The sequence below is a fragment of the Luteolibacter rhizosphaerae genome (genome assembly GCF_025950095.1).
Classification (GTDB): domain Bacteria; phylum Verrucomicrobiota; class Verrucomicrobiia; order Verrucomicrobiales; family Akkermansiaceae; genus Haloferula; species Haloferula rhizosphaerae.
This window is the reverse complement of record NZ_JAPDDR010000008.1, coordinates 52,436-72,998: the sequence shown is the minus strand read 5'-3', so window position 1 is coordinate 72,998 and position 20,563 is coordinate 52,436. Positions and strand designations below refer to the sequence as shown.

At 63.3% G+C, this 20,563-nt stretch carries 19 protein-coding genes; 11 read left to right on the top strand and 8 right to left on the bottom strand.

The window, feature by feature from the left end; genetic code table 11:
• The first annotated feature begins 11 nt into the window (after window positions 1-11).
• The 3 genes from creC (at window position 12) to OJ996_RS15750 (ending at window position 2,935) form a co-directional block, all read left to right on the top strand.
• Window positions 12-1,448 carry a two-component system sensor histidine kinase CreC gene (creC, locus tag OJ996_RS15760; RefSeq protein ID WP_264514587.1) on the top strand — a complete coding sequence of 479 codons (1,437 nt, stop codon included), beginning with the start codon at window positions 12-14 and terminating at the stop codon, window positions 1,446-1,448.
• A 63-nt stretch (window positions 1,449-1,511) separates the two neighbouring features.
• Window positions 1,512-2,288: a glycosyltransferase family 2 protein gene (locus OJ996_RS15755; RefSeq protein ID WP_264514586.1), complete on the top strand. Its 777-nt coding sequence runs from the start codon at window positions 1,512-1,514 to the stop codon at window positions 2,286-2,288.
• Between the two features lie 71 nt (window positions 2,289-2,359).
• Complete coding sequence (locus OJ996_RS15750; protein WP_264514585.1) at window positions 2,360-2,935, top strand: class I SAM-dependent methyltransferase; 576 nt, start codon at window positions 2,360-2,362, stop codon at window positions 2,933-2,935.
• 3 nt (window positions 2,936-2,938) lie between these two features.
• Here the strand turns inward: OJ996_RS15750 and OJ996_RS15745 are convergent, their stop codons facing one another.
• Both OJ996_RS15745 and OJ996_RS15740 read right to left on the bottom strand, forming a co-directional pair.
• Window positions 2,939-4,123, bottom strand: coding sequence for a polysaccharide deacetylase family protein (locus OJ996_RS15745; RefSeq protein WP_264514584.1), 1,185 nt, complete (start codon window positions 4,121-4,123; stop codon window positions 2,939-2,941).
• Window positions 4,120-5,061 (bottom strand): lysophospholipid acyltransferase family protein, encoded by a 942-nt coding sequence (locus tag OJ996_RS15740; protein WP_264514583.1) that lies wholly within the window; start codon window positions 5,059-5,061, stop codon window positions 4,120-4,122. Before OJ996_RS15740 ends, OJ996_RS15745 begins: the two co-directional genes overlap by 4 nt.
• 118 nt (window positions 5,062-5,179) lie before the next feature.
• On the opposite strand from OJ996_RS15740, the gene OJ996_RS15735 reads away from it, so the two are divergent.
• The 5 genes from OJ996_RS15735 (at window position 5,180) to OJ996_RS15715 (ending at window position 11,275) form a co-directional block, all read left to right on the top strand.
• Window positions 5,180-6,610 carry a sulfatase-like hydrolase/transferase gene (locus OJ996_RS15735; protein ID WP_264514582.1) on the top strand — a complete coding sequence of 477 codons (1,431 nt, stop codon included), beginning with the start codon at window positions 5,180-5,182 and terminating at the stop codon, window positions 6,608-6,610.
• Between the two features lie 519 nt (window positions 6,611-7,129).
• On the top strand, window positions 7,130-7,627 hold the full coding sequence (locus OJ996_RS15730; RefSeq protein ID WP_264514581.1) for a GNAT family N-acetyltransferase: 498 nt from the start codon (window positions 7,130-7,132) through the stop codon (window positions 7,625-7,627).
• Between the two features lie 86 nt (window positions 7,628-7,713).
• Complete coding sequence (locus OJ996_RS15725; RefSeq protein ID WP_264514580.1) at window positions 7,714-9,210, top strand: glycogen synthase; 1,497 nt, start codon at window positions 7,714-7,716, stop codon at window positions 9,208-9,210.
• Window positions 9,207-10,118, top strand: a complete 912-nt coding sequence (locus tag OJ996_RS15720) for a metallophosphoesterase (RefSeq protein WP_264514579.1) — start codon at window positions 9,207-9,209, stop codon at window positions 10,116-10,118. Before OJ996_RS15725 ends, OJ996_RS15720 begins: the two co-directional genes overlap by 4 nt.
• A 296-nt stretch (window positions 10,119-10,414) precedes the next feature.
• The gene (locus OJ996_RS15715; protein ID WP_264514578.1) at window positions 10,415-11,275 is read left to right on the top strand and encodes a hypothetical protein; all 861 of its coding nucleotides are present in this window, start codon (window positions 10,415-10,417) and stop codon (window positions 11,273-11,275) included.
• A 649-nt stretch (window positions 11,276-11,924) separates the two neighbouring features.
• Here OJ996_RS15715 and lysS read toward each other — a convergent pair.
• The 3 genes from lysS to OJ996_RS15700 form a co-directional block, all read right to left on the bottom strand.
• A complete protein-coding gene (gene lysS / locus OJ996_RS15710; protein WP_264514577.1) occupies window positions 11,925-13,397 on the bottom strand; it encodes a lysine--tRNA ligase in 1,473 nt (490 codons plus the stop codon).
• Between the two features lie 104 nt (window positions 13,398-13,501).
• Window positions 13,502-15,622: a M56 family metallopeptidase gene (locus tag OJ996_RS15705; protein ID WP_264514576.1), complete on the bottom strand. Its 2,121-nt coding sequence runs from the start codon at window positions 15,620-15,622 to the stop codon at window positions 13,502-13,504.
• Window positions 15,619-16,011, bottom strand: a complete 393-nt coding sequence (locus tag OJ996_RS15700; RefSeq protein ID WP_264514575.1) for a BlaI/MecI/CopY family transcriptional regulator — start codon at window positions 16,009-16,011, stop codon at window positions 15,619-15,621. The genes OJ996_RS15705 and OJ996_RS15700 overlap by 4 nt, the downstream gene beginning before the upstream one ends.
• Window positions 16,012-16,138: 127 nt before the next feature.
• On the opposite strand from OJ996_RS15700, the gene OJ996_RS15695 reads away from it, so the two are divergent.
• Window positions 16,139-17,086, top strand: coding sequence for an arabinan endo-1,5-alpha-L-arabinosidase (locus OJ996_RS15695; protein WP_264514574.1), 948 nt, complete (start codon window positions 16,139-16,141; stop codon window positions 17,084-17,086).
• On the opposite strand, the gene OJ996_RS15690 is transcribed toward OJ996_RS15695, so the two are convergent.
• From OJ996_RS15690 to OJ996_RS15680, 3 genes are read right to left on the bottom strand one after another with little or no spacing between them, the layout of a single operon-like run.
• Window positions 17,087-17,662: an acyloxyacyl hydrolase gene (locus OJ996_RS15690; protein ID WP_264514573.1), complete on the bottom strand. Its 576-nt coding sequence runs from the start codon at window positions 17,660-17,662 to the stop codon at window positions 17,087-17,089. It abuts the gene before it with no gap.
• Between the two features lie 18 nt (window positions 17,663-17,680).
• On the bottom strand, window positions 17,681-18,196 hold the full coding sequence (locus OJ996_RS15685; protein WP_264514572.1) for a YbjN domain-containing protein: 516 nt from the start codon (window positions 18,194-18,196) through the stop codon (window positions 17,681-17,683).
• 48 nt (window positions 18,197-18,244) lie between these two features.
• Window positions 18,245-18,700: a hypothetical protein gene (locus tag OJ996_RS15680; protein WP_264514571.1), complete on the bottom strand. Its 456-nt coding sequence runs from the start codon at window positions 18,698-18,700 to the stop codon at window positions 18,245-18,247.
• Between the two features lie 106 nt (window positions 18,701-18,806).
• Between OJ996_RS15680 and OJ996_RS15675 the strand changes: the two genes are divergently transcribed.
• Together OJ996_RS15675 and OJ996_RS15670 are read left to right on the top strand one after the other, a co-directional pair.
• Window positions 18,807-19,184, top strand: coding sequence for a hypothetical protein (locus OJ996_RS15675; RefSeq protein ID WP_264514570.1), 378 nt, complete (start codon window positions 18,807-18,809; stop codon window positions 19,182-19,184).
• Between the two features lie 148 nt (window positions 19,185-19,332).
• A complete protein-coding gene (locus OJ996_RS15670) occupies window positions 19,333-20,559 on the top strand; it encodes a TolC family protein (protein ID WP_264514569.1) in 1,227 nt (408 codons plus the stop codon).
• Window positions 20,560-20,563: the final 4 nt, after the last annotated feature.

Genomic DNA, 20,563 nt, shown 5'->3' with positions numbered 1-20,563 from the left:
CGAAGCCACCGATGCGCCTTACCCGGGTCACGCTCCTGATCATCGCCCTCATCATCGGGGTAGGCTTGTACTTGCTGCTGCGGCAACAGCTTTCGGTGGTGGAGCCCCAGACCTATCAGGCGACCGAAGAGGCCATGGTGGATGTGGCCCAACTGCTGGCGACCTTCGTAGAGGAGGACTTGAAGAAGGGTGGCTTCGACGAGGAAACTTTCCGCAAGGGATTCGAGGGAGCGCAGGACAGGCAGTTCAAGGCGCTGATTCATGGTCATCTCAAGGACCATGTGGGACTGGGGGCCTATCTCACCAACTCGCGAGGGAAGGTCATCTTCGATTCGAGCGGCAGGCTGGAGGGACTGAATCTTTCAGGCTCGCGTGACGTGGCGCTCACGCTGCGCGGCGAGTACGGCGCCCGCAGCAGTCGGGTGGACAAGGACAATCCCGATTCTTCCGTGCTCCATGTCGGAGCCTTGGTCGGAACTGTCGACAAGCCCTTCGGCGTGCTGACCGTCTACAAACCGCAGGCGGACGTGCTGCCGATCGTGGATGCCAGGCGCCGCAGTATCTATTGGGGCACCGGCCTGATCGGCGCGGGAATCCTCTTCCTCGTGACCGCGGTCTTCATCTGGCAGTACCTGCCGGTAGGTCGCCTGACCGAGTATGCGCGCGAGATCGAATCAGGCAAACGCCCGCCGCTGCCGAAGCTCGGCGCAGGCAAGGAAGTCAATACGCTGGCGCGCGCTCTGGAATCGATGCGCGAAGCGCTCGAAGGCCGCCGCTACGCCGAGCGCTATGTGCAGACGCTGACCCACGAGATGAAGAGTCCGCTCGCGGCGATCCGCGGTGCGGCCGAACTTCTCGGCGAGGACATGCCGGTAGCCGACCGCCAGCGCTTCCTGGGCAACATCCGCTCCGAGTCGGTGCGGGCCGAGCGACTGATGAACCGTCTCCTCGAGCTCTCCGCCCTCGAAGGTCGGAGCAGCCTTGATGTCACGGAAATCGTGGACCTGAGCCCGATTGTCGCGCGAGCCGTCGAGCAGGGACAACCGCCGGCGGAGTTAGCAGCAGTTCGTTTCGAAGTGGAGCTTCCCTACGAGCCGGTGCCCGTGCGAGGTGAAGCCTTCATCCTGCGTTCCGCGGTGACGAACCTGCTGGAAAACGCGATCGATTTCTCACCGGCCGGCGGGACCGTGGATATCGCCCTGCGGCGTGAGAACGGCACCGCGTTTATCGAGATTTCCGACCGCGGGCCGGGTATTCCGGACTACGCCACCGACCGCGTCTTCGACCGCTTCTATTCGCTGCGCCATCATGCCTCGGGGCGCAAGGGTACGGGTCTCGGACTGACCCTGGTGAGGGAAGCTGCTGAACTGCACGGCGGCTGGGTAAGCCTCGAACCCCGCGAAGACGGCGGCACGATCGCGCGTCTTGCACTGCCAGTACAACCATAAGTGGCATTGCAGCGCGGATTCGGGGTTGGACCGAGGGCCTCCGGGCGTTCACTCTACCCGGGCATGCCGGTGTCCCGTCCCCTTGTTCTCATTCCCAGCTACAATACGGGACCTATCTTGCCGACCACGGTGGCGGCGGCGCTGGAACAAGATGTCGATGTTCGGGTGGTGATCGACGGATCTACCGACGGCTCCCCTGCCCTGCTTGAGCCCCTGTTGAATCATCCACGTCTCCGGGTGGAGGTGCTACCGAAGAATGCGGGCAAGGGTTCGGCGGTGCTGCATGGCACGCGTGCCGCGCTGGCGGAAGGATTTACTCACGTGCTGTGCATGGATGCGGACGGCCAGCACCCGGCGGATCTGATTCCACGCTATTTCGGAATTTCCAAGATACATCCGGAAGCGGCGGTCTTCGGTCGCCCGGTCTTCGATGCATCGGCGCCAGCCTTGCGGGTGAACGGCCGGAAGGTTTCCAACTTCTGGGCGAATCTCGAAACCATGGGCTGGGGCATCGACGACTCGCTCTTCGGCATGCGGCTCTATCCCGCAGAGGAACTCGTGCGAGTCTTCGAGAGCACCTGTTTCGCGCGGCGTTTCGACTTTGATCCGGAGGTGGCGGTGAGGCTCGCCTGGCGGGGTGTGCCGATCGTGAATCTTCCGACACCCGTGCGATATCTCACCAAGGAGGAAGGAGGCATCTCGCAGTTCCGTTATCTGCGGGACAACACGCTGCTGACCTGGATGCACACGCGCCTGTTCTTCGGCTTCCTGATCCGCCTCCCTTGGCTTGCCTTGCGCGGGGAAAACCCGCTCCTTTCCTACAGTCCACCCGTCCTGTGACCGCCCAACTTGCCAAAAAGCTTTCCGCCCCCTTTCCCGGGATCTGGGCGCGATCCTACGTCTCTTCCAAAGTGAAGACCGATCCGCTCTACGGGGCGGTCTTTCACGAACTGGACGGCAGCAAGATGCCCTTGCTGGACCTAGGCTGCGGCATGGGTCTGCTCGCGTTCTATTTGCGGGAGAAGGGACTGCATTTCCCTATCCACGGGCTGGACTATGATCCCCGGAAAATCGAAGCGGCACGCAGGGTGGTATCGGTGCTGGCGCATAACGGAATCAGCTTCGACACCCACGACGCGCGGGAGGGACTTCCGGAGCATTCCGGCAACGTGACGATTTTGGACATCCTCCAGTTCTTCACCCCGCAGGAGCAGGAAACGCTGCTGGACATCGCGGCTTCCCGCGTGGCGCCCGGCGGCAAGCTGGTGATCCGCTCCGCGATCAAGGACGAATCCTGGCGCTTCAAGGTGACGGTGGCGGGAGACCTGCTGGCCAAAGTGACCGCGTGGATGAAGGCGGCTCCGACGCACTATCCGACTGCCGCGGACTTCGAGCGCGTGCTATCGAAGCACGGCAAGGTGCGTATCGAACCGCTGTGGGGAGGCACTCCCTTCAACAATCACCTGATCGTGCTGGAGGTGGCCTGAGAGCTAGCGGCGCATCGAGTCGAGCACGCCGGATAGGACTTCCTTCGCCACCGGTGTGACTTCGTGGAGAAGAAGGATGTCGCCGTCCTTCATGTTCTTCGTGAGGCAGCTCACGATGCCCGGAACATCCGAACGGACGGTATCGAAGGCGCGGCGCTTCCATGCGACGACTTCCATGCCGAGTTCGTGGCAAACGGGATGGGTGAACCAATTCCGGTGACCGACGGGAGCCCGGAACCAGCGCGGGCGGACGCCGGTGATCTCCTCGATGATGCGGCTGCAACCGGCGATCTCGCGGCGGGTGCGAAGCGATCCGGCGGCCCAGAAGCTGCCGGCGGGGTGGGTCATGGTGTGATTGGCGATTTCGTGGCCGCGGCGGACAATTTCCCGGGCGAGATCGGGGTAGGCGGCGACTTTCTCGCCGATGACGAAGAACACGGCCTTCACGCCGTGGGCATCGAGCAGATCGAGGATTGCCGGGGTGTCTTCCGGGTCGGGGCCGTCGTCGATGGTGATGAGAGGGCCGTCTCCTTCGACGCGGGAGACCATGGGACCGAAGAGGCGGGAGTTCGGGAGGAAGGTGCCGAGACTCCAAGCGAGGGCGAGTGGGATGAGGCCGGCGAAGAGGCCGGGAAAACCCCACTTCCCGGCCATCCAGCAGGCGGGGGTGTGGAGGATGACGAAGAAGAACCAGCGGAAATTGGTGGTCAGGAAGGGCTGGCGGGTCATGAGGGCCTGCCAGATGAGGGCCATGATGCCACATAAGTTCAACAGGATGAACAAGCCCCAAAGGAGAACGAAAAGGCCGACGCCGGTGCCGCCAGCGAACCAGAGTTGCCAGACGGCCCAGAAGGAAATGGCCATTTCCCAACGGCCCCACTGGAGGCCTGAGGTGCGGCCGCCGAGACCGAAGGCCATGAGGTGCAGAAAGAGGAAGGTGCCGGGCAGGACGCCGATCCATGCGACCATGGGCCCGCCCAGACGCCAGAGGAGGTCCAGCACGATGGCGGCAACCATGAGCGGGACGAAGAGCGAGAGGGCGATGCGCTCCGGGCGGTGAAGGCCTTCCTGAGCGGACATGCGCACGGCATCGCCGGGGGGAACCTTCAGGCGACCGCCGAAGGCGCGGAAGAAGGGAGTGACGGCGCGATTGCGGGAAAGCTTTTCCGGGAGGCGGGGCCAGTTCATGCGGGCCCCCTTTCATCGCGGCGGAGGACGGGCTCGAAGACGAACCACTGCTGCCAGTGGCCGCGCACGGTCTCGAGGATGGCACCGGCCCAAACGGGGGTGGCCGGGTCTTCACCGCGGCCACGGACACGCGGCGGGAGATCGAGAGGCGGATGGACCTGGATACGATAGCGGCGCCAGCCCTCGCGAATGATGAAGAGCGGGAAGGTGGCCGCGCCGGTGATGCGGGCAAGATAAAGCGGGCCGCGCGGCAGGCGCATGTGGAGGCCGGGCTCGACCTCGGCTTCCATCGGAGAAACTTCGAAGATCACGCGGTCGCCTTGGACGGCGACGACATCGCCCTGGTTGAGGAAGCGGGCGAGTTCCACGCCGAGCATGTCGCCACCGGTGTTGAAGCAGGTCTTGAAGTAGGGGTTGAGGCGCTCCTTCTCCTTTTGCTCGGCTTCGCGGATGGCCTGCATCTCGGGCTCGCGCTCGGGGGCGCGGACGGCGTGGACGGTGCGGCCAAACTTGGAAGAGAACAGCGGGGCCGCCATGTCGTAGTTCCCCATGTGCGCGGTGAGAATCAGGCAGCCTTCCTGCCGCGAGCGGAGGTCCTCGAAATGTTCAAGGCCGTCGATGACCCAATCGACATCGCCGGTGCCGGTCTCACAGCGCAGGGCATCGACGTAGGTCGAGGCGAAGTTCAGGAAGACCCGGAAGGCTCCGGCGAGGGCGCACAGGTAAGACCACTGCGGAAAGAGGGCCCGCAGGTTGCCGATCACGGCGCGGCGCTGTTCGCCGGCGACGATGAAGAAGAGCAGGGTCCAAGGCGGGATGAGCACGGGCTCAAGGAACCACGGGGCGGACTTCAGGCCGTGCATGAGCAGGCGCGTCGGCAAATCGCCGAAGACGCTGATCCGCCGCCACCGGCTCTGCTTTTTTTCCTCATCCGCCAAGGCCGGGGGAGCAAAGCGCTTGAAACTGCGAGGGGCAAGCCTGCGGCGCTCTGAATCTCAGGCGGGCCCCGGGGCACCCTTGACAGGTTTCCTCATTTGAAAGCGTCTAAAGCCACCCATGCGATCGTTTCTCGCCTTTTTGCTCCTCGTGCCGGGCCTCGTGCTGGCGGCGCGGCCAGCCTTTGAGAAGCCGAACGTGATCGTGATCCTGCTGGATGACGCGGGCTACGGAGACTTCGCGCATGCGGGCAATCCGGTGATCGCAACGCCGAACCTGACGAAGATGGTGCGAGAAGGGGCGAACTTCCCGCAGTTCTATTCCGCAGCGGCGGCCTGCACGGCCTCCCGCTACGGGATTCTGACGGGTAGGAATCATCTGCGCTCCGGTTTGCCATCATGGGCGATCGGGCCGGAGACGAAGCGACATCTGCATGTGAAGGAACTGACGCTCGCGGAAGGGCTGAAGGAGCAGGGCTATGCGACGGCGATCTTCGGCAAGTGGCATCTAGGCACACCGAACGCGGCCAACGAGATGACAGCGGAGGCCTTTCCCCTCGCCCACGGTTTCGATCGCTGGCTGGGGACGAACGTGTCCAACGATTACGAGACGGGATCGAACCTGATCCAAGGTCCGGCGGAGAAAGGAAATCCGATTCCCGGCTACGAGATCGTGGAGGAGGACATCGACACGAAGGTGTCGGTGCAGGAAAGCCTGACGAAGCGCTATGCGGATGCAGCGGTGAGCTTCATCCGGGAGAAGAAGGAGCAGCCATTCTTCATCTACATGACGCCGAACATGCCGCATCTGCCGGTACATGCTTCGGAGGAGTTCAAGGGGAAGTCGCCGCGCGGGCGGTATGGCGATTGCATCAGCGAGATCGACCATCAATTGGGGCGGATCCGGTCGACGCTCGAAGAAAGCGGGATCGCGAAGAACACGCTGATTATCTTCACTTCCGACAACGGGCCGTGGATCCTGTATCAGGATACGGCGAGGCATCCGGTGTATGATGAGGCGCGATTGTTGGTGGGCTCCGCCCTACCCTTCCGCGACGGGAAGGGATCGACGTGGGAAGGCGGGCAACGCGTGGCGGGCGTGTGGTGCTGGCCGGGGACGATTCCGGAGGAGACGGTGGTGAGGGAGCCTGCTTCGGCTCTGGATGTGTTCCCGACGGTGATGATGCTGGCGGGGGGCAAGGTGCCGGAGGACCGCACGATGGATGGGCGAGATGTGCGGGGATTGCTCGGGGTGACGGGTCTTCAAGGGATGGTGAAGGACTTCCGCTTCATCTATGCGGACAGCAAGGAGGTGAACGCGGCGCGTTTCGGGCCGTGGAAGATTCACACGAAGATCATCTCGCAGTTGAAGACGGGCCACGGGTTCGAGGCTTCGAAGGAGAAGCCCTTGTTGTTTCAGGTGGAGGAGGATTTTCCGGAGCGGATCGACCGGGCGGCGGGGCGGGTGGATGAGCTGAAGGAGGGCTTGAGGGTGATCCGGGAGTTTGAGGATTCGCTGGTGAAGGAGGGGAGTTTTTGGGATGGGCGGTGAAGAGAGGCAGGGGGGCGGGTTACTGGGTCTAGCCGCGAGAATGCGCAGAAGGACGCAAAATTTGGAGAAGAGATAAGGGGTCTCGTCTTGGGAGGATTGTTGGCTTGGGGTGAGCGGGGATTGTCGTGGGATTTCGGAGTGATTGCTAATGTGTGAATCCTTGGCGGGGTTTGGGGGTGTTGGTCTGTTAGGTGAGTGATCCCAGATTAGGATGTGTTGCTTTTTATCTGGGGCTTCCTTGGAGAGATGGAGCGGTGAAGGCGGCGCCTTTTCGAGGGACGCGCCCGGCCGGAATGACGAAGTCATTCCGCAACGATGGGTGGAGTGGGATGTTAGAGCTGCTTCGTCCGCCTGAAGGCGGGACTACGTACCCTTTTGGCGGGCGGTGAGGGTGGGTTCGGGCAGACTGAAGTTGTCCGACTAAGATTGGAGTAGTCAGCCGGACCTCTTCGCTTCGCGAAGTTCGCGCTCCCAGAGGCTAAAGGGATCTGATAGGACGCTGATGATCCGAGTGCTACTATGATCACGATCCGCCTGATCCGATCCGCCGATGCGGCGGGATTTCATGATACGCTGGGTGAGGTGTGCCGGGAGCGCCGCTATCTTGCGACGATCGAGGGGCCACCGCTGGCTAATGTGGAACAGTTCGTGAACGGCAATGTGAGCGCCGGGCATGCGCAATTCGTGGCGGAGGACGAGGGCAGGATCGTGGGATGGTGCGATGCCATCCCGGGAGAACATGGTGGGGCGCACATCGGGAGACTGGGGATGGGCTTACTGAAGGACTATCGCGGCCAGAAGATCGGGCAGCGGCTGCTGGAGGCGACGATCGAGCGGTGCTGGGAAAACGGCCTGCAGAAGATCGAGCTAAGCGTGTATTCCTCCAATGAGGCGGCGATGCAGCTCTATCGAAAGCTTGGCTTCGTGGAAGAAGGGGTGAAGAAGCGCGGACGGCTGGTGGACGGCATCTATGACGACGTGGTGCTGATGGCGCTCTTCCCGGACGGAGGTGCCTGAGGCTGTGCGGCGAACGCAGATTATTTCGCCGTTTCTTGCAATCTCCGCCAGCGAGGGGCTAGATTTGAGGAAACCCGGAAAAGCCTATGTCTCAAAACCCTCCCCGTCGTCCGCGGATTCTCGTCGTCACCCCGGAGATCACTTACCTGCCGGAAGGCATGGGCAACCTGGCCCAGCGCATGTGCGCGAAGGCGGGTGGTTTGGCCGATGTGTCCGCCTCACTGGTGAAGGCGCTGTATGACCAAGGGGCCGACGTCCACGTGGCGCTGCCGAACTACCGCCGGATGTTCCATCTGGATGTGGCGAGCGTGTTCGACAACGAGTTCGAGAAAGTCAGCCGGGCGCTGCCGGAGCAGCGGATCCACCTGGCGGAAGACCGAGTCTTCTATCACCGCTCCAGCGTTTATGGTGCGGAGAACCATCTGATCGCGCTGGCCTTCCAGCGCGAAGTGATCAACCACACGATCCCACAGGTGCGGCCGGATCTGATCCACTGCAACGACTGGATGACCGGGCTGATCCCGGCGGTGGCGAAGCGGCACGGGATCGCCTCTCTGTTCACGGTGCACAACATCCACTCGGAGCACCTGACGCTGGCCCAGATCGAGGACCGCGGGATCGATGCTGCGGACTTCTGGCAGCATCTCTTTTACCGCCGTGCGCCCTGGACCTACGAGGAGAGCCGCGGCAACAACCCGGTCGACCTGCTGACGAGCGGGATCTTCGCGGCCGATCATGTGAACACGGTGAGCCCGACCTTCCTGAAGGAGATCGTGGAGGGAGGGCATCATTTCATTCCTGATGCGATCCGCAACGAGCTGCGCGGAAAGGTTCACTCCGACTGCGCGACGGGGATCCTGAACGCACCGGATGCCGGCTTCGATCCGGAGACGGATAGCTACCTGACGCATCACTTCACGCCGCAGACGCACCCGGAAGGGAAGAGGAAGAACAAGCTGGAGATCCAGGAGCGGCTGGGACTGGAGGGTGATCCGGACATCCCGCTCTTCTACTGGCCCTCGCGACTCGATCCGGTGCAGAAGGGCTGCCAGCTGCTCACGGAGATCCTCTTCGATCTGGTCTCCAACAAGCGGATGCAGATCGCGGTGGTCGCTAGCGGGAGCTTCCAGAAGCACTTCAAGAACATCGTGAAGATGCACAACCTCTTCGCGAGCGTGGCGGTGCACGACTTCGACGAGAGGCTGTCTCACCTGGCCTACGCGGGCAGCGACTTCATCTTCATGCCGTCCTCCTTCGAGCCCTGCGGTCTGCCACAGATGATCGCGCCGAAGTATGGCAGCCTGACGATCGCGCATGATACGGGCGGGCTGCACGACACGGTGGAGCCGCTGGATGTGCCGGGGAACCGCGGGAACGGCTTCCTCTTCAAGCATTTCAACGCGGACGGGCTGCGCTGGGCGATTGAAGAAGCGCTGAGATTCCACGCGCTGCCGGCCGAGGAGAAGGCACGCCAGACAGCGCGGGTGATGGCGGAATCGTCAGCAAGATTCAATCACGAGACCACGGCGGCGGATTACATTCGGCGCTACGAGCAAATGCTCAAGACCCCGGTCACTGCATGAATCGCCGCCGTTTCCTCACCAGCACCGCCATCGCCGGGGGACTGCCCGGCATCGTGAAAGCCGAGGAAGGAGCGCCGCCGTTGCTACGCTTCGGCCTGATCACGGATGCTCAGTATGCCGATGCGGAGGCGAAGGGTGAGCGGCACTACCGCTCGACACCGGAGAAGCTGAAGCGGGCGGTGGAAGAGCTGCATGGCAAGGATCTGGCTTTCACGCTGCATCTGGGTGACTTCATCGACCGGGATTTCAAGTCCTTCGATGTGATGCTGCCGCTGATGAAGGGGCTAGGGCACCCGGTGTATCACCTGCTGGGGAATCACGACTACGATGTGGCCGATGGGGAGAAGGGCCGGGTGGTCTCGACGCTGGAGATGCCGCACGACTACTACAGCTTTCGTAGCAGGGGGATCCGGTTCATCATGACGGACACGAACGAGGTCTCGGTGTACCGGAATGCGGCCGCCTCCGTGGAGACGGCGAGGGCGAAAGAGATCCTGGCAGGGCTAGAGGCAGCGGGAGCCGCAGGGGCGAAGCCTTGGAACGGTGGATTCTCCGCGACACAGATGGCGTGGCTGGAGCGCGAGCTGGCCGCGGCGGATGCGGCGAAGGAGCGGGTGATCGTGTGCGGGCATCATCCGCTGGCGCCCGCGGACATGCACCAGATGTGGAATCATGTGGAGGTGATGGCGCTGCTGGAGAAGCATCCCTGCGTGATGGCTTGGTTCAACGGGCACAACCATGCCGGGGACTTCGCGGAGAAGAACGGAATCCCGTATGTGACTTTCCGCTCGATGCTGCATCACCCGGAGAACACGGCGTATTCGATCGTGGAGGTGCATGCGGACCGGGTGAAGATCGAGGGATTCGGGCGGGAGGTATCGCGGGAGTTGAGGTTGAGGGTGGCTTGAGGAGGAACCACGAATTTCCACGGATGAAAGGCGGGATTGTGAGGTGGAAAGCGTGAGAGTTCTTGCCGCGAAAAAGCGCAGAAGGGCGCAAAATTTGAACGGCGGTGGGGGCGTGGGATGAGGAGTGGAGTTTGGGGGAGGAGGGCCGCCAGAAGCCTGACCGCTCGGAGAGCGGTCCCTGCCTTATATGCCTGATGTGCCTGATAGTGTTACGGATTGGGGACTGGGGACTGGAGGTTCGGCAAGTGACGCGAGAGCTTCTGGCTTGAGGCGGGGATTTTCGTGAAGATGGGAGGATGAGATGGCTCGCATTCTTCGCAATCGAATCGCTGGTGGTTCAGGCACAGGAGATCCAATCGCCGATTCCGGAGAAGATCCGTGAGGAGTTCAAGCTCTCGCCCTTCTATGCGAAGGTGGTGATGACGGGTGAGTTCCCGATCGTGTCCTCCGCGAAGGTGAGCGATCCGGCGCTGAGCGAGGCGGCGGTGCTGGTGAAATCGATGCTGGAGGGGCGGGACGACATCCTCTCCGCCATGGCGAAGAACAAGGTGCGCCTGACGGTGATGGCGACGGGCGAGCGGACCTGCGATGTGCCGGAGCACTCCGATCTAACACCGAAGGAATTCTGGAACCGACGGGCCCGGGGACTGGGGGCGACGCACGAGCGGCCATCGGTAAGCTGCGGGGAGGAGAACCTGCTGTGCTGCCCGGGCGATCCGTATTCGACGGAGAGCATCATGGTGCACGAGTTCGCGCATGCGATCCACCAGATGGGAGTGAACTCGCTGGACAGCAGCTTCGACGAGCGGCTGAAGGCGGCGTATGATGCGGCGCTGAAGGAGGGGAAGTGGAAGAACTGCTACGCAGCGGAGAACCACTACGAGTACTGGGCGGAGGCGGTGCAATCGTGGTTCGGGACGAACCGGGAGAACGATGCGATCCACAACCATGTGAACACGCGGGCGGAGCTGAAGGAGTATGATCCGGGGGTGGCGAAGCTGTGCGAGGAGATCTTCGGCGACAAGAAGTGGAGCTATGTGCGGGCCGATGATGCGAGCCGGAAGGGCGAGGCGCACCTGAAGGGATTGGACCGGGCAAAGCTGCCGAAATTCGAGTGGAGCGAGGCGGAGAATGAGGCGGGGAAGAGGGAGAAGTGAGGGGAGTGTCGGGGGATGGGGGTGGGTTTGTTAGGCGCACTCTGGGTGTGGGCGGTGAGAGAGCGTGAGACCCTCGCTTTCCTTGATGCGGACTGAAGTTGTCCGACTAAGATTGAAGTCGTCAATCGGACCTCTTCGCTGCGCGAAGTGCGCGGTCCCGGGGCGCCGGTCTGGGGGAAGACAAGTTGACGGAAGAAGATGGCGTCCCGAGTGGTGGACGCGAGCAGCCGGAAGGACAAGAGTCCTTCCGCTACAGAGGGGTTGCGGCGCGGAAGAACGGCTTCGTCCGCCTGAAGGCGGGACTACTTACCCTTGGTGGCGAGCATCTATATGCAATGTAGGAGGCGCGAGACGCGCGCTCTCCTTGATGCGGACTGAAGTCCGCGCTCCCGGGGCGGCTGCGCGAAGTTCGCGGTATCGGGGGGCGCGGGTTTTAGGGAAGACAGGTTGACGGAAGAAGATGGCCTTCCAAGGGGTGGACGCGAGCAGCCGGAAGGACAAGAGTCCTTCCGCTACAGAGGGGGTGCGGCGCAGAAGAACGGCTTCGTCCGCCTGAAGGCGGGACTACTTACCCTTGGGGGCGAGCATCTGTGCGCGATGTAAGAAGCGTGCGAGACGCGCGCTCTCCTTGGTGTATGCGCACCCGGTATCAGCCTTCCTTGCGCTTGAGGAGGGGGAAGAGGACGACGTCGCGGATGGTGGGGGCACCAGTGAGCATCATGATGAGGCGATCGATGCCGATGCCGATGCCGCCGGCGGGAGGCATGCCGTGCTCGAGAGTCTCGATGAAGTCGTAGTCGACCTTCTGCGTTTCCTCGCCGGACTGGTGTTCGAGGCGCTCGCGCTGGACATCGGGGTCATTGAGCTCCGAGTAGCCGGGGGAAATCTCCTGGCCATTGATGACGAGCTCGTAGACTTCCACGGTCTTGCCGCCGGGGCTGAGCTTTGCGAGCGGGACCAACTCGCTGGAGACACGCTGGACGAAGCAGGGATTGAAGGACTTCTCCTCGACGAGCTTTTCAAAGACCTGCTGGATGACCTCGTGGTCTTCCATCTCCGGGGAGATCTGGACGCCGAGTTCCTCGCAGCGGGTGCGGCGCTGCTCCGCGGTGATGGTGAAGAAGTCCTGACCGGCAGCGGCGGCGACGAGGTCGTTGTAATCCGCGCGCTTCCAAGGGCGCTGGAGATCGATGGTGCGGGTGACATTCCCCTCCTCGTCCTTGTGCTCGATCTGCAAGGTGCCGCAGAACTTCTCCGCGAGGTGGCAGATGAGGGACTCGACAAGGTCCGCCATGATCTCGAAATCCGCGAAGGCCTGATAGGCCTCGAGCATGGTGAACTCGGGATTGTGGCGGCGGGAGATGCCTTCGTTGCGGAAATTGCGGTTCAGTTCGAAGACCTTGGTGAAGCCGCCGACGAGGAGACGCTTGAGGAAGAGCTCCGGGGCGATGCGCAGGGTGAGCGGCATGCCGAGGGCATTGTGATAGGTCTCGAAGGGACGCGCCGCGGCACCGCCGGGGATGTCCTGCAGCATGGGGGTCTCGACCTCCAGGTAGCCCCGCTCGTGGAAGAAGGCGCGGATCTCCGCGAGCATACGCGAGCGGGTGACGAAGATGGCAGCGCTCTCCTCATTCGACATGAGGTCGAGGTGGCGCTTGCGGTATTTGATCTCGCGATCCGCGACGCCGTGCCACTTGTCGGGCATGGGACGGAGAGACTTGGAAAGGACGGTGAAGCCGGAGACCTTGATGGAGGGCTCGCCGGTGCGGGTGAGGAAGGTCTCGCCCTCGATGCCGACCCAGTCACCGCGGTCGAGGCAATCGAAGATCTCGCGGTCGTGATCGGAGAGTTCCTTCACGGCGAGGTAGCCCTGGATGGCACCGAGGACATCGCCGACGTGGAAGAAGCAGGACTTGCCCATATTCCGCAGGCCGGTGATGCGGCCGGCAACCTTGACCTGCTGGCCTTCGGTGAAATTCGAGCGGAGATCGCCGGGGGTGTGGGTGGTCTCGAAGGCGGCGCCGTAGGGGTCCACGCCGAGTTCGCGCAGTTTGCCGAGCTTCTCACGGCGGACGGCGATGAGTTCAGCTTCGGTGGATTGGGGTTGCGCGGTGTCGGACATGGCGGGGCAGGGAGTAGAGCGCCGCGCGACAAGAGTCCAGAGCCCAGATGCAAGGGACTGAAAAAGAACGGGCGGCACAGGCTCCCGACCGGACGATGGAGCCGCTACTCAACGGTCTCAACGGTGAGGGCGAGGTGCCGGGGCATCTTGCCCTCCAAGGAAGGGAAGCGGTAGATGACAGTGGTGCCGGTGGAGACATTCAGAGCCTGACGGATGAAGCGACCGCTGCGAACCTCTCCGGGTTCCTTCACCGAAATGTCGAGCGAGACCAAGCCCTCGTCATTCTTGTAGCGCCGGGCCGCGAGCATGAGCTCCGGAAGCTTCTCCCATGGTTGGTGCTCGATATTTGCCGAGAAGGTGGCGGGGCCGAGGTCCTCGACTTTCAGATCCTTCTTAACCAGACGCCACTGCCAGGGTGTGAAGATGCCGACAATGTGAGTGGCCATCATATCCGGGCTGTAGATCCGGTTCACATCCTTGAGCGAGGTATCCAGATAGCTCAGGGAGGGTCCGCTGAGAAGCGCGGCGTTTACACGGACCTTGCCGGGCAAGGTTTCGCGCGGATGGGGTGAGTAGATGGCATCGCGATAGCGAGCGACCGTTCGCCCCGTGGGATCGATGGGAATGACCTCGGTAATGAGAATGGTGTGCAGGCCAGAGGAGTCCTCGCCCATATAGGTGATCACCGCATGGCTCTCCGGGACTTTGGCTTCCGTGGCTGCCGTCATGACCTCCAGCTTGTTCCAATCGGACTTGCTCAACGGGGCTTCATTCCCATCGGGCGACTGCGAAGAGAAGGAGAACTGCTTATCGGGAACGAAGGCATACCGGATGTGATTGCCCAGCCTGAGGGACTTCCCGTTGTAGCGGATGGTCTGATTGAGTTCCCAGCCGGCGGTGATCCTTTCCTCGCCGGGGACGGGAGGCTTTTCGCGGATCATCTCGATGACTGCCTTCTCGCCATTTCTGATGGAGATGGCAGGGAAAGTCCGGAGCATGGCTCCGCGCATCGTGGCGGCTTGTCTCATCAACAACTGCAGCTCTAACGAGGTCAGGACCGTGCCGCTCTTGTCGAGGACCACACCGTTGAACGTGAGCGGCGTGGCTGTGGCGAGAACCTTGTTGCTGAGCTTCACCATGAGGTTCGGCATGCTTCCCTTCCTATCCTTGCCGGCTTCGAGCAGGAGCGGCGGCATCCCGGCGGACGAGGTGGCGACTTGTTCTTTCTTCCCGCCGATATGGACGCAGGAGCTGCAAAGGGCGAGGACGGGCAAGGCCATCGCAAGGATGGCGATGAAGGGGCGACCGACCCGGAGGCTGATCGTTTCCGGAGCATTCAGGAACGAGACGAGACGCTTACGCAGACGGCGCTTGGCTCCGCTGGCCATGGGGGCGGCGAGGCGATGCGAGCCCTTGCAGGCGGTGGCCAAGCGGATCAGGAAATTGCCGTAACCCGAGCGCTCCGCGGTCTCCGCGTGGAGGTCGCAGACTTCCTCGCGGGCGGCAGCCCAGTGCCCGGCCAGATGGTGGATGAAGGGATTCCACCAGAAGAGGGCGCGAGAGAGGGCGATGAGGAGGGTCCAACGGGAGTCGTGACCTATGAGGTGGCCTTGCTCGTGGCGGAGGATCCAAAGGAGCTCGCGGGCGGATGAAGAATCTAACAGAGCAGAAGGAATGACCAGAAGAGGGCGGATGAAGCCGGTGACGCAAGGGCTGCACGGAACCGCGGTGAGGCGGATCTGTCCGAGCGCAAGACCGGGAGGGAGAGAGGAAGCCAAGAGGCTGGCTTCATCGGAGCGGGGCTCGCGGAACGAAGTGCTCCAGCGGTGGAGCTTCAAGAGGCTGCAGGCGATTGCGAGGAGGGCGATGACGCTGCCGGCGGGCCAAGCCCATGCGGCGAGAGTCCATGCCGATGGCAGGGTGAACGAGGGTGCGGATCCCGCGTCCGGGGTCGGAGCGATCGTGAAGTCATCGGCGGGAATCGTGAAGACACGCCATGAGCCCGAATCCGTGGTGGAGGGTAGTGGGAGCGGTGCCGATGGCTCCGGTGTATGAGTGGGAAGCAGTGCCGAAAACCAAGGGAGGATGGCGACGGCGATCACTCCCGCCAAGGCGAGGGCGGAGCGGCGAGCGGGTGTGCGGAAACATGCCAGCAAGAGAGCCACCGCCGCTGAGAGCAACAGCGCGTGAAGGGCCACCGTCATGAGATAGGGTGAGAGGGTCATGGCTTGCCTCCTTTCTTGTGATTCGCGATGAGGGCCTTGAGGTCCTTGATCTCTTGATCGCTGAGGCCGCCTTCTTCCACGAGGCAGCGGACGAGGGAGAGGCCCGAGCCGCTGAAGAGGCGTTGCTTGAGCTCGGAGAGGATCTTGCCGCGGCCTTTCTTCGCCTGGACGGCGGCGCGGTAGAGGCGGATGCGCTCGCCCTCATCGCGCAGGAGCCAGCCCTTCGCCTCCAAGCGGGTGAGCTGGGTCTGCAGGGTATTGCGGGTGATCGGCTCGTCGCGGTCGGCATTCACGAGGTCGAGCAGGGCGGCGACGGACACCGGCTGGCGCTGCCAGACCAGGTCCATGAGCGCTTGCTCGGCTGGAGAGAGAGGAGGCAGGGACTTCATCGATGGCGGAAGGAGTGACGACAAATGTCGTCATCGTCGAGAGAATTTGACGACATTTGTCGTTACTCTCCGCGAGAGGCATTCCGACATCTTTGAAACTTGTGGCCGGGCGTGGCGTTTCCAAGGGATGCGATTCGTGCTTTTGCTGCCGGGATTGGTGCTCGGTTTGATTCGGCCTGTCGTGGCCCAGGGGTGGGAGGGTGGCGACTATCCGCGCATCCATGATCCATCGACGGTGGTGGAAGATGGCGGCGGGGTGTGGTGCCTGAGCACGGGACAGGGAGTGCATCTCCTGAAGCGGGAGGCCGATGGCCGCTGGAAGAAGGCGGGGCCGGTCTTCGCGGCGCTACCGGCGTGGCACAAGGCGGAGGTGCCGGAGAACAAGGGGCATCTGTGGGCGCCGGACGTGATCCGGGTAAAGGACCGGTGGCTGGTTTACTACTCGGTATCGAGCTTCGGCTCGCAGCATTCGGCGATTGGGCTGGCGAGCGGGAAGACGCTGGATCCGACGGCGAAGGACTACGGGTGGAAGGACGAGGGTGTGGTGATCCGTTCGCGGCGGGGTGATCCTTACAATGCGATCGATCCGGCGATCATTGCGGATGGAGGGAAGCTGTGGATGAGCTTCGGTTCGTTCTGGGAAGGGATCTTCCTGATCGAACTGGATGCGGAGACGGGGCTGGCGAAGAAGGAGGCGAAGCCGGTGAAGCTGGCGATGTATCCGGAGATCGAGGCGCCGTTCATTCACAAGCATGGCGGCTACTACTACCTCTTCGTGAACTGGGGGAAGTGCTGTCGCGGGGTGGAGAGCACGTATGAGATCCGGGTGGGGCGGAGCAGGGATGTGAGGGGGCCCTACGTGGACCGCGACGGGGTAGATCTGAAGGATGGCGGGGGCTCGGCCTTCCTCGCGACGGAAGGGCGGTTCATCGGGCCGGGGCATGCCTCGATCTTCGCGGAGAAGGGCAAGGAGATGCTGGTGCACCACTTCTACGACAAGGACCGCAGGGGGAGATCCGACCTGCGGATGCTGCCGCTGAAGTGGAAGGACGGGTGGCCCGTGGTGGGGAAATGACTAGAAGCGCCAGCCGAGGCCGAGGGTGAAGCCGAGGGCGTCGATGCCGGGGTTCGGGTCGGTCTGGCCGCCGTTCGAGTGGTGGATGAAGTACGCCCCGCCTAGTACCGAGAGGTTCGGCGAGATCTCGCGGCGCAGGCCGAGGTGGGAGAACCAGTTCAGGGTGAAGTCCTGGCCCTGGCCTTCCGGGTCGCGGGTGGAATTCGTCCACCCGAAGCCGCCGCCGATGGAGAAGAAGGCGGAGGTCTTCTGATCGGGGAACCAGTATTCGATGGAGGGGGCGCCATTGATGCCGATGTAGTAGTCCTCCGGGCCTTCGACGATGGACTCGCCGAGGAGCGAGAAGCGGCTGCGGACGACGAGGCGCGAGCCATCCGCCCCGGCGAACCAATCGAGGACGGTAGGGCTGCGGAAGGTGAGCTGGGTGGGTGCGATCTCGTAGTCAATATCGGTGTTCGAGCCGATGTTCCAGAGGTAGCCGGACTCGAAGGTGAACTCCCAGGCATCGGCGGGGTGAGCGGCATCGGCAGCGCAAGCGATTCCGGCGGAGGCAAGAAGGAGGCAGATGGCTTTCATGGCGATGGTGGCGGTCGGTCAGGGCAGGTCGTCCTCATCTCCCGGGACGGGAGGGATGAAGTCTTCGCGTTGAAGGAGGCGTTTGAGGTCGAGATCGTCGAGAAGATCTTCCGGGGTGCGGATGACGGTGGAGGCGTAGGGGGCGATGCGGTCCATCTCGGCCACGGTGCAGTGGACCATGGAAGAGACGATGTCGGCATCATAGCGCTCCTTGTCGAAGAGGTTCGTGATGCGGAAGACGAGGCGCTGCCGGTCGAGGTCGTATTCGAAGCCGCCGAGGTTGAGGGTCTTGTTCGCGCGGGCGAGGAGTTCGAGCAGGTAGGGCTGGTGTTCCTCGTCCAGCGGCAGGGGCATTTCACCCATGATGGCGAGTGCGTTCATGGGCGGGTAGGCCTGAACGATCATCTCGATGCGGGTGTGGTGGGCGGTGAAGACCGCGCGCAGGACGTCCTTGCCCTCGACCGCCTCGCAGTGCCAGCCCTGCTGGCCGAAGGCTTCTTCTACGGAAAGGATCTGTCGTGATGGCGGGCGCATGCGGGGAAATTGAACATCGGGGACCGGACGTCCAACCCGAACATCGGATTATGACGGCAGACGGCCGCGGATCGCCTTGGCGAGGAGTTCGCGGCGGTCCTTGGCGATCGGGGAAAGGGCGAGGTGGATGCCGGCGGTTTTCTCGGCGGAGAAGTGAAGGGTGAGCATTTTGTCGCCCACTTCGGCGGCGGCGATCTGGGCCCATGGGATGACCTGCATGTTCGCGGCCGGGCGGAAGAAGGGGAAGATCTCCACGCCGATGGGGCTGAGCAGGATGTAGGCGTGGCGGGCGCAGTGCCAGGCGAGGCGGGCGGCCAGCAGGGCGAGGGCCAGCGGCAGGAAACCCCAAGCCGGGTGCGGCAGGACCGGGTGGTCCGGCCGGTGGGGGGCGAGGAGGAAGAAGACGAGGGCGACCATGACCAGCACGGCGGCGAGAATCGCGAAGACGAGGGCCTGTCCCGCACGGGTAAAGCGGAGTTCCTTCTGGGGCTCGGCGACAGGCATCGCCGGATCTTCGGCAGACAGACGGAGGGAGGGAAGCGGGATCTTCGGGACCGGGTGCCGGTGGTTTCAGCTTGCAGAATAGATATAAGGGAGTTTCTTCGGAAGCGTGCGCGGTTGGCTTTCATGGCTGCTGGTGTTCGGCGTAATCGCCGGGCTCTGCGGTCGCGTGCTCGCGATGGACCATGTCCACTCGGAGCCGAAGATGGAGCACAGCTGCGGCCACGATCATGACCACGGCGGTCACGACGAAGAGGGCGGCGGGGATTCCCATGGCCACGATCACGGCCATGGCCCGGATTGCCCTCCGGGACCGCACGAGCACCATCACGCGAACAGTTGCTGCCATACGGGAGCGCTGGCCGGTGACGAGCTGCTCCGCTACACGATCCTGCCTCCGGGCGGATCCCGTGTGGATGTCGCATGGCACTCCGCGCTGAAGCCCGACGAGCCGGTCTTCGCCTTGGATAAGCCGCCTTTGATCTGAGCATCGAGATTCCGATGCTCCGGCCGGCCCGTGTGCCCGCCGTCCATCCGCCATGGCCCCTTTGTCGGCCGGCGGAGTTCCTTCAAAGGTTTTCCAAGTGATTCATCCGTCCCGTGTCTTTGAACATAGGGACGGCTCCCTTTCATCCATGCACCGTTTTATTCCCCGTGCCATCGCGGCCTGGTGTGCCGCGATCTCCATGGGCCATGCCGAACCCGGCGTCGTCATCTCGCTTGCGAGCGTGGGAGACCGGGTCCGCGCCCAAAATCCCGGTCTGGCCGCCGCCCGGCTCCGCATCCGCGAAGCGCAGGGCCGCCAGACGCAATCCGGACGACTTTCGAATCCCGAGCTGGGAATCGAGATGTCCCATGATCCCCGCTACCGCGAGCGCTCGCTGGAGATCGGTTTCTCCCAGCGCTTCCCCGTGACCAACCGGCTGCGGCTGGAAAAGAACGTCTCCGCAACCGAGGTGAAGGTGGCGCAGGCGGAGGTCCGCGAGGTCGAGCGCCAACTCATCGCCGAGGCCCGGCAAGGCATCGTGAAGGTGCTGGCCGTGCGGAAGCGCCGCGAGCTGCTGAAGGACCAGGAAGCGCTCTCCAAGGAGTTCGCGGAGTTCCTCTCCGGCGTGGCCGAGAAGGGCGAGGGATCACCGCTCGATGCCGGGCAGGCGAAGCTCGAGGCGGCGAGCCTGACGCTGGAGATGCGCCAACTGGATGCCAGCGAGGCTGCAGCGATCGGCGAGATCAAGCCGCTGCTCGGGGTCAGGCCGAACGAACCGCTGCATGTAGGCGGGAGCTTGCCGGAGGCGAGTCTGCCGGCGAGCGCGGTGGATCCCTCGAAGCGGCCCGACTTCCAGGCGGCGGTGCTGGGAGCTCAGGCGGCGGGACAGAACGTGGCGGTCGAGCAATCGAAGCGCTACGAGGACGTGGAGGCCGGGGTCTTCTTCGGGGCCGAACGCTCGGAAGATGCACCGGAGGGCTACGACCGCGAGGGCATCATGGGCCTTCGCTTCACCCTTCCCCTGCCCCTCTGGAACAAGAACGAGGGGGCGATCGAGGAGGCCAAGGCCAAGCACGAACGCATGGAGAAGGAAGCCAGCGCCCTGGCCCGCGGCATCCGCCTGGAAGCGGAGGCGGCCAAGGCGGAAATGCAGGAGTGGCTGAAGCTCCTGGGCGAAGCGCAGAATGGCCTGCTGCCGCTGGCGGACGAGCAAGCAAAGGCGGCGGAGGAGGCCTACAAGAAGGGACAAGGTGAGATCCAAACCGTGTTCCGGACCCGCGAGAAGCAGGTCCAACTGATGGCCGCCCGACTGGACGCCCTGCGTGAATTCCACCTCGCCCGCGTGCGCTACGAATCGGCGCTGGCGAAACCCTGAACCC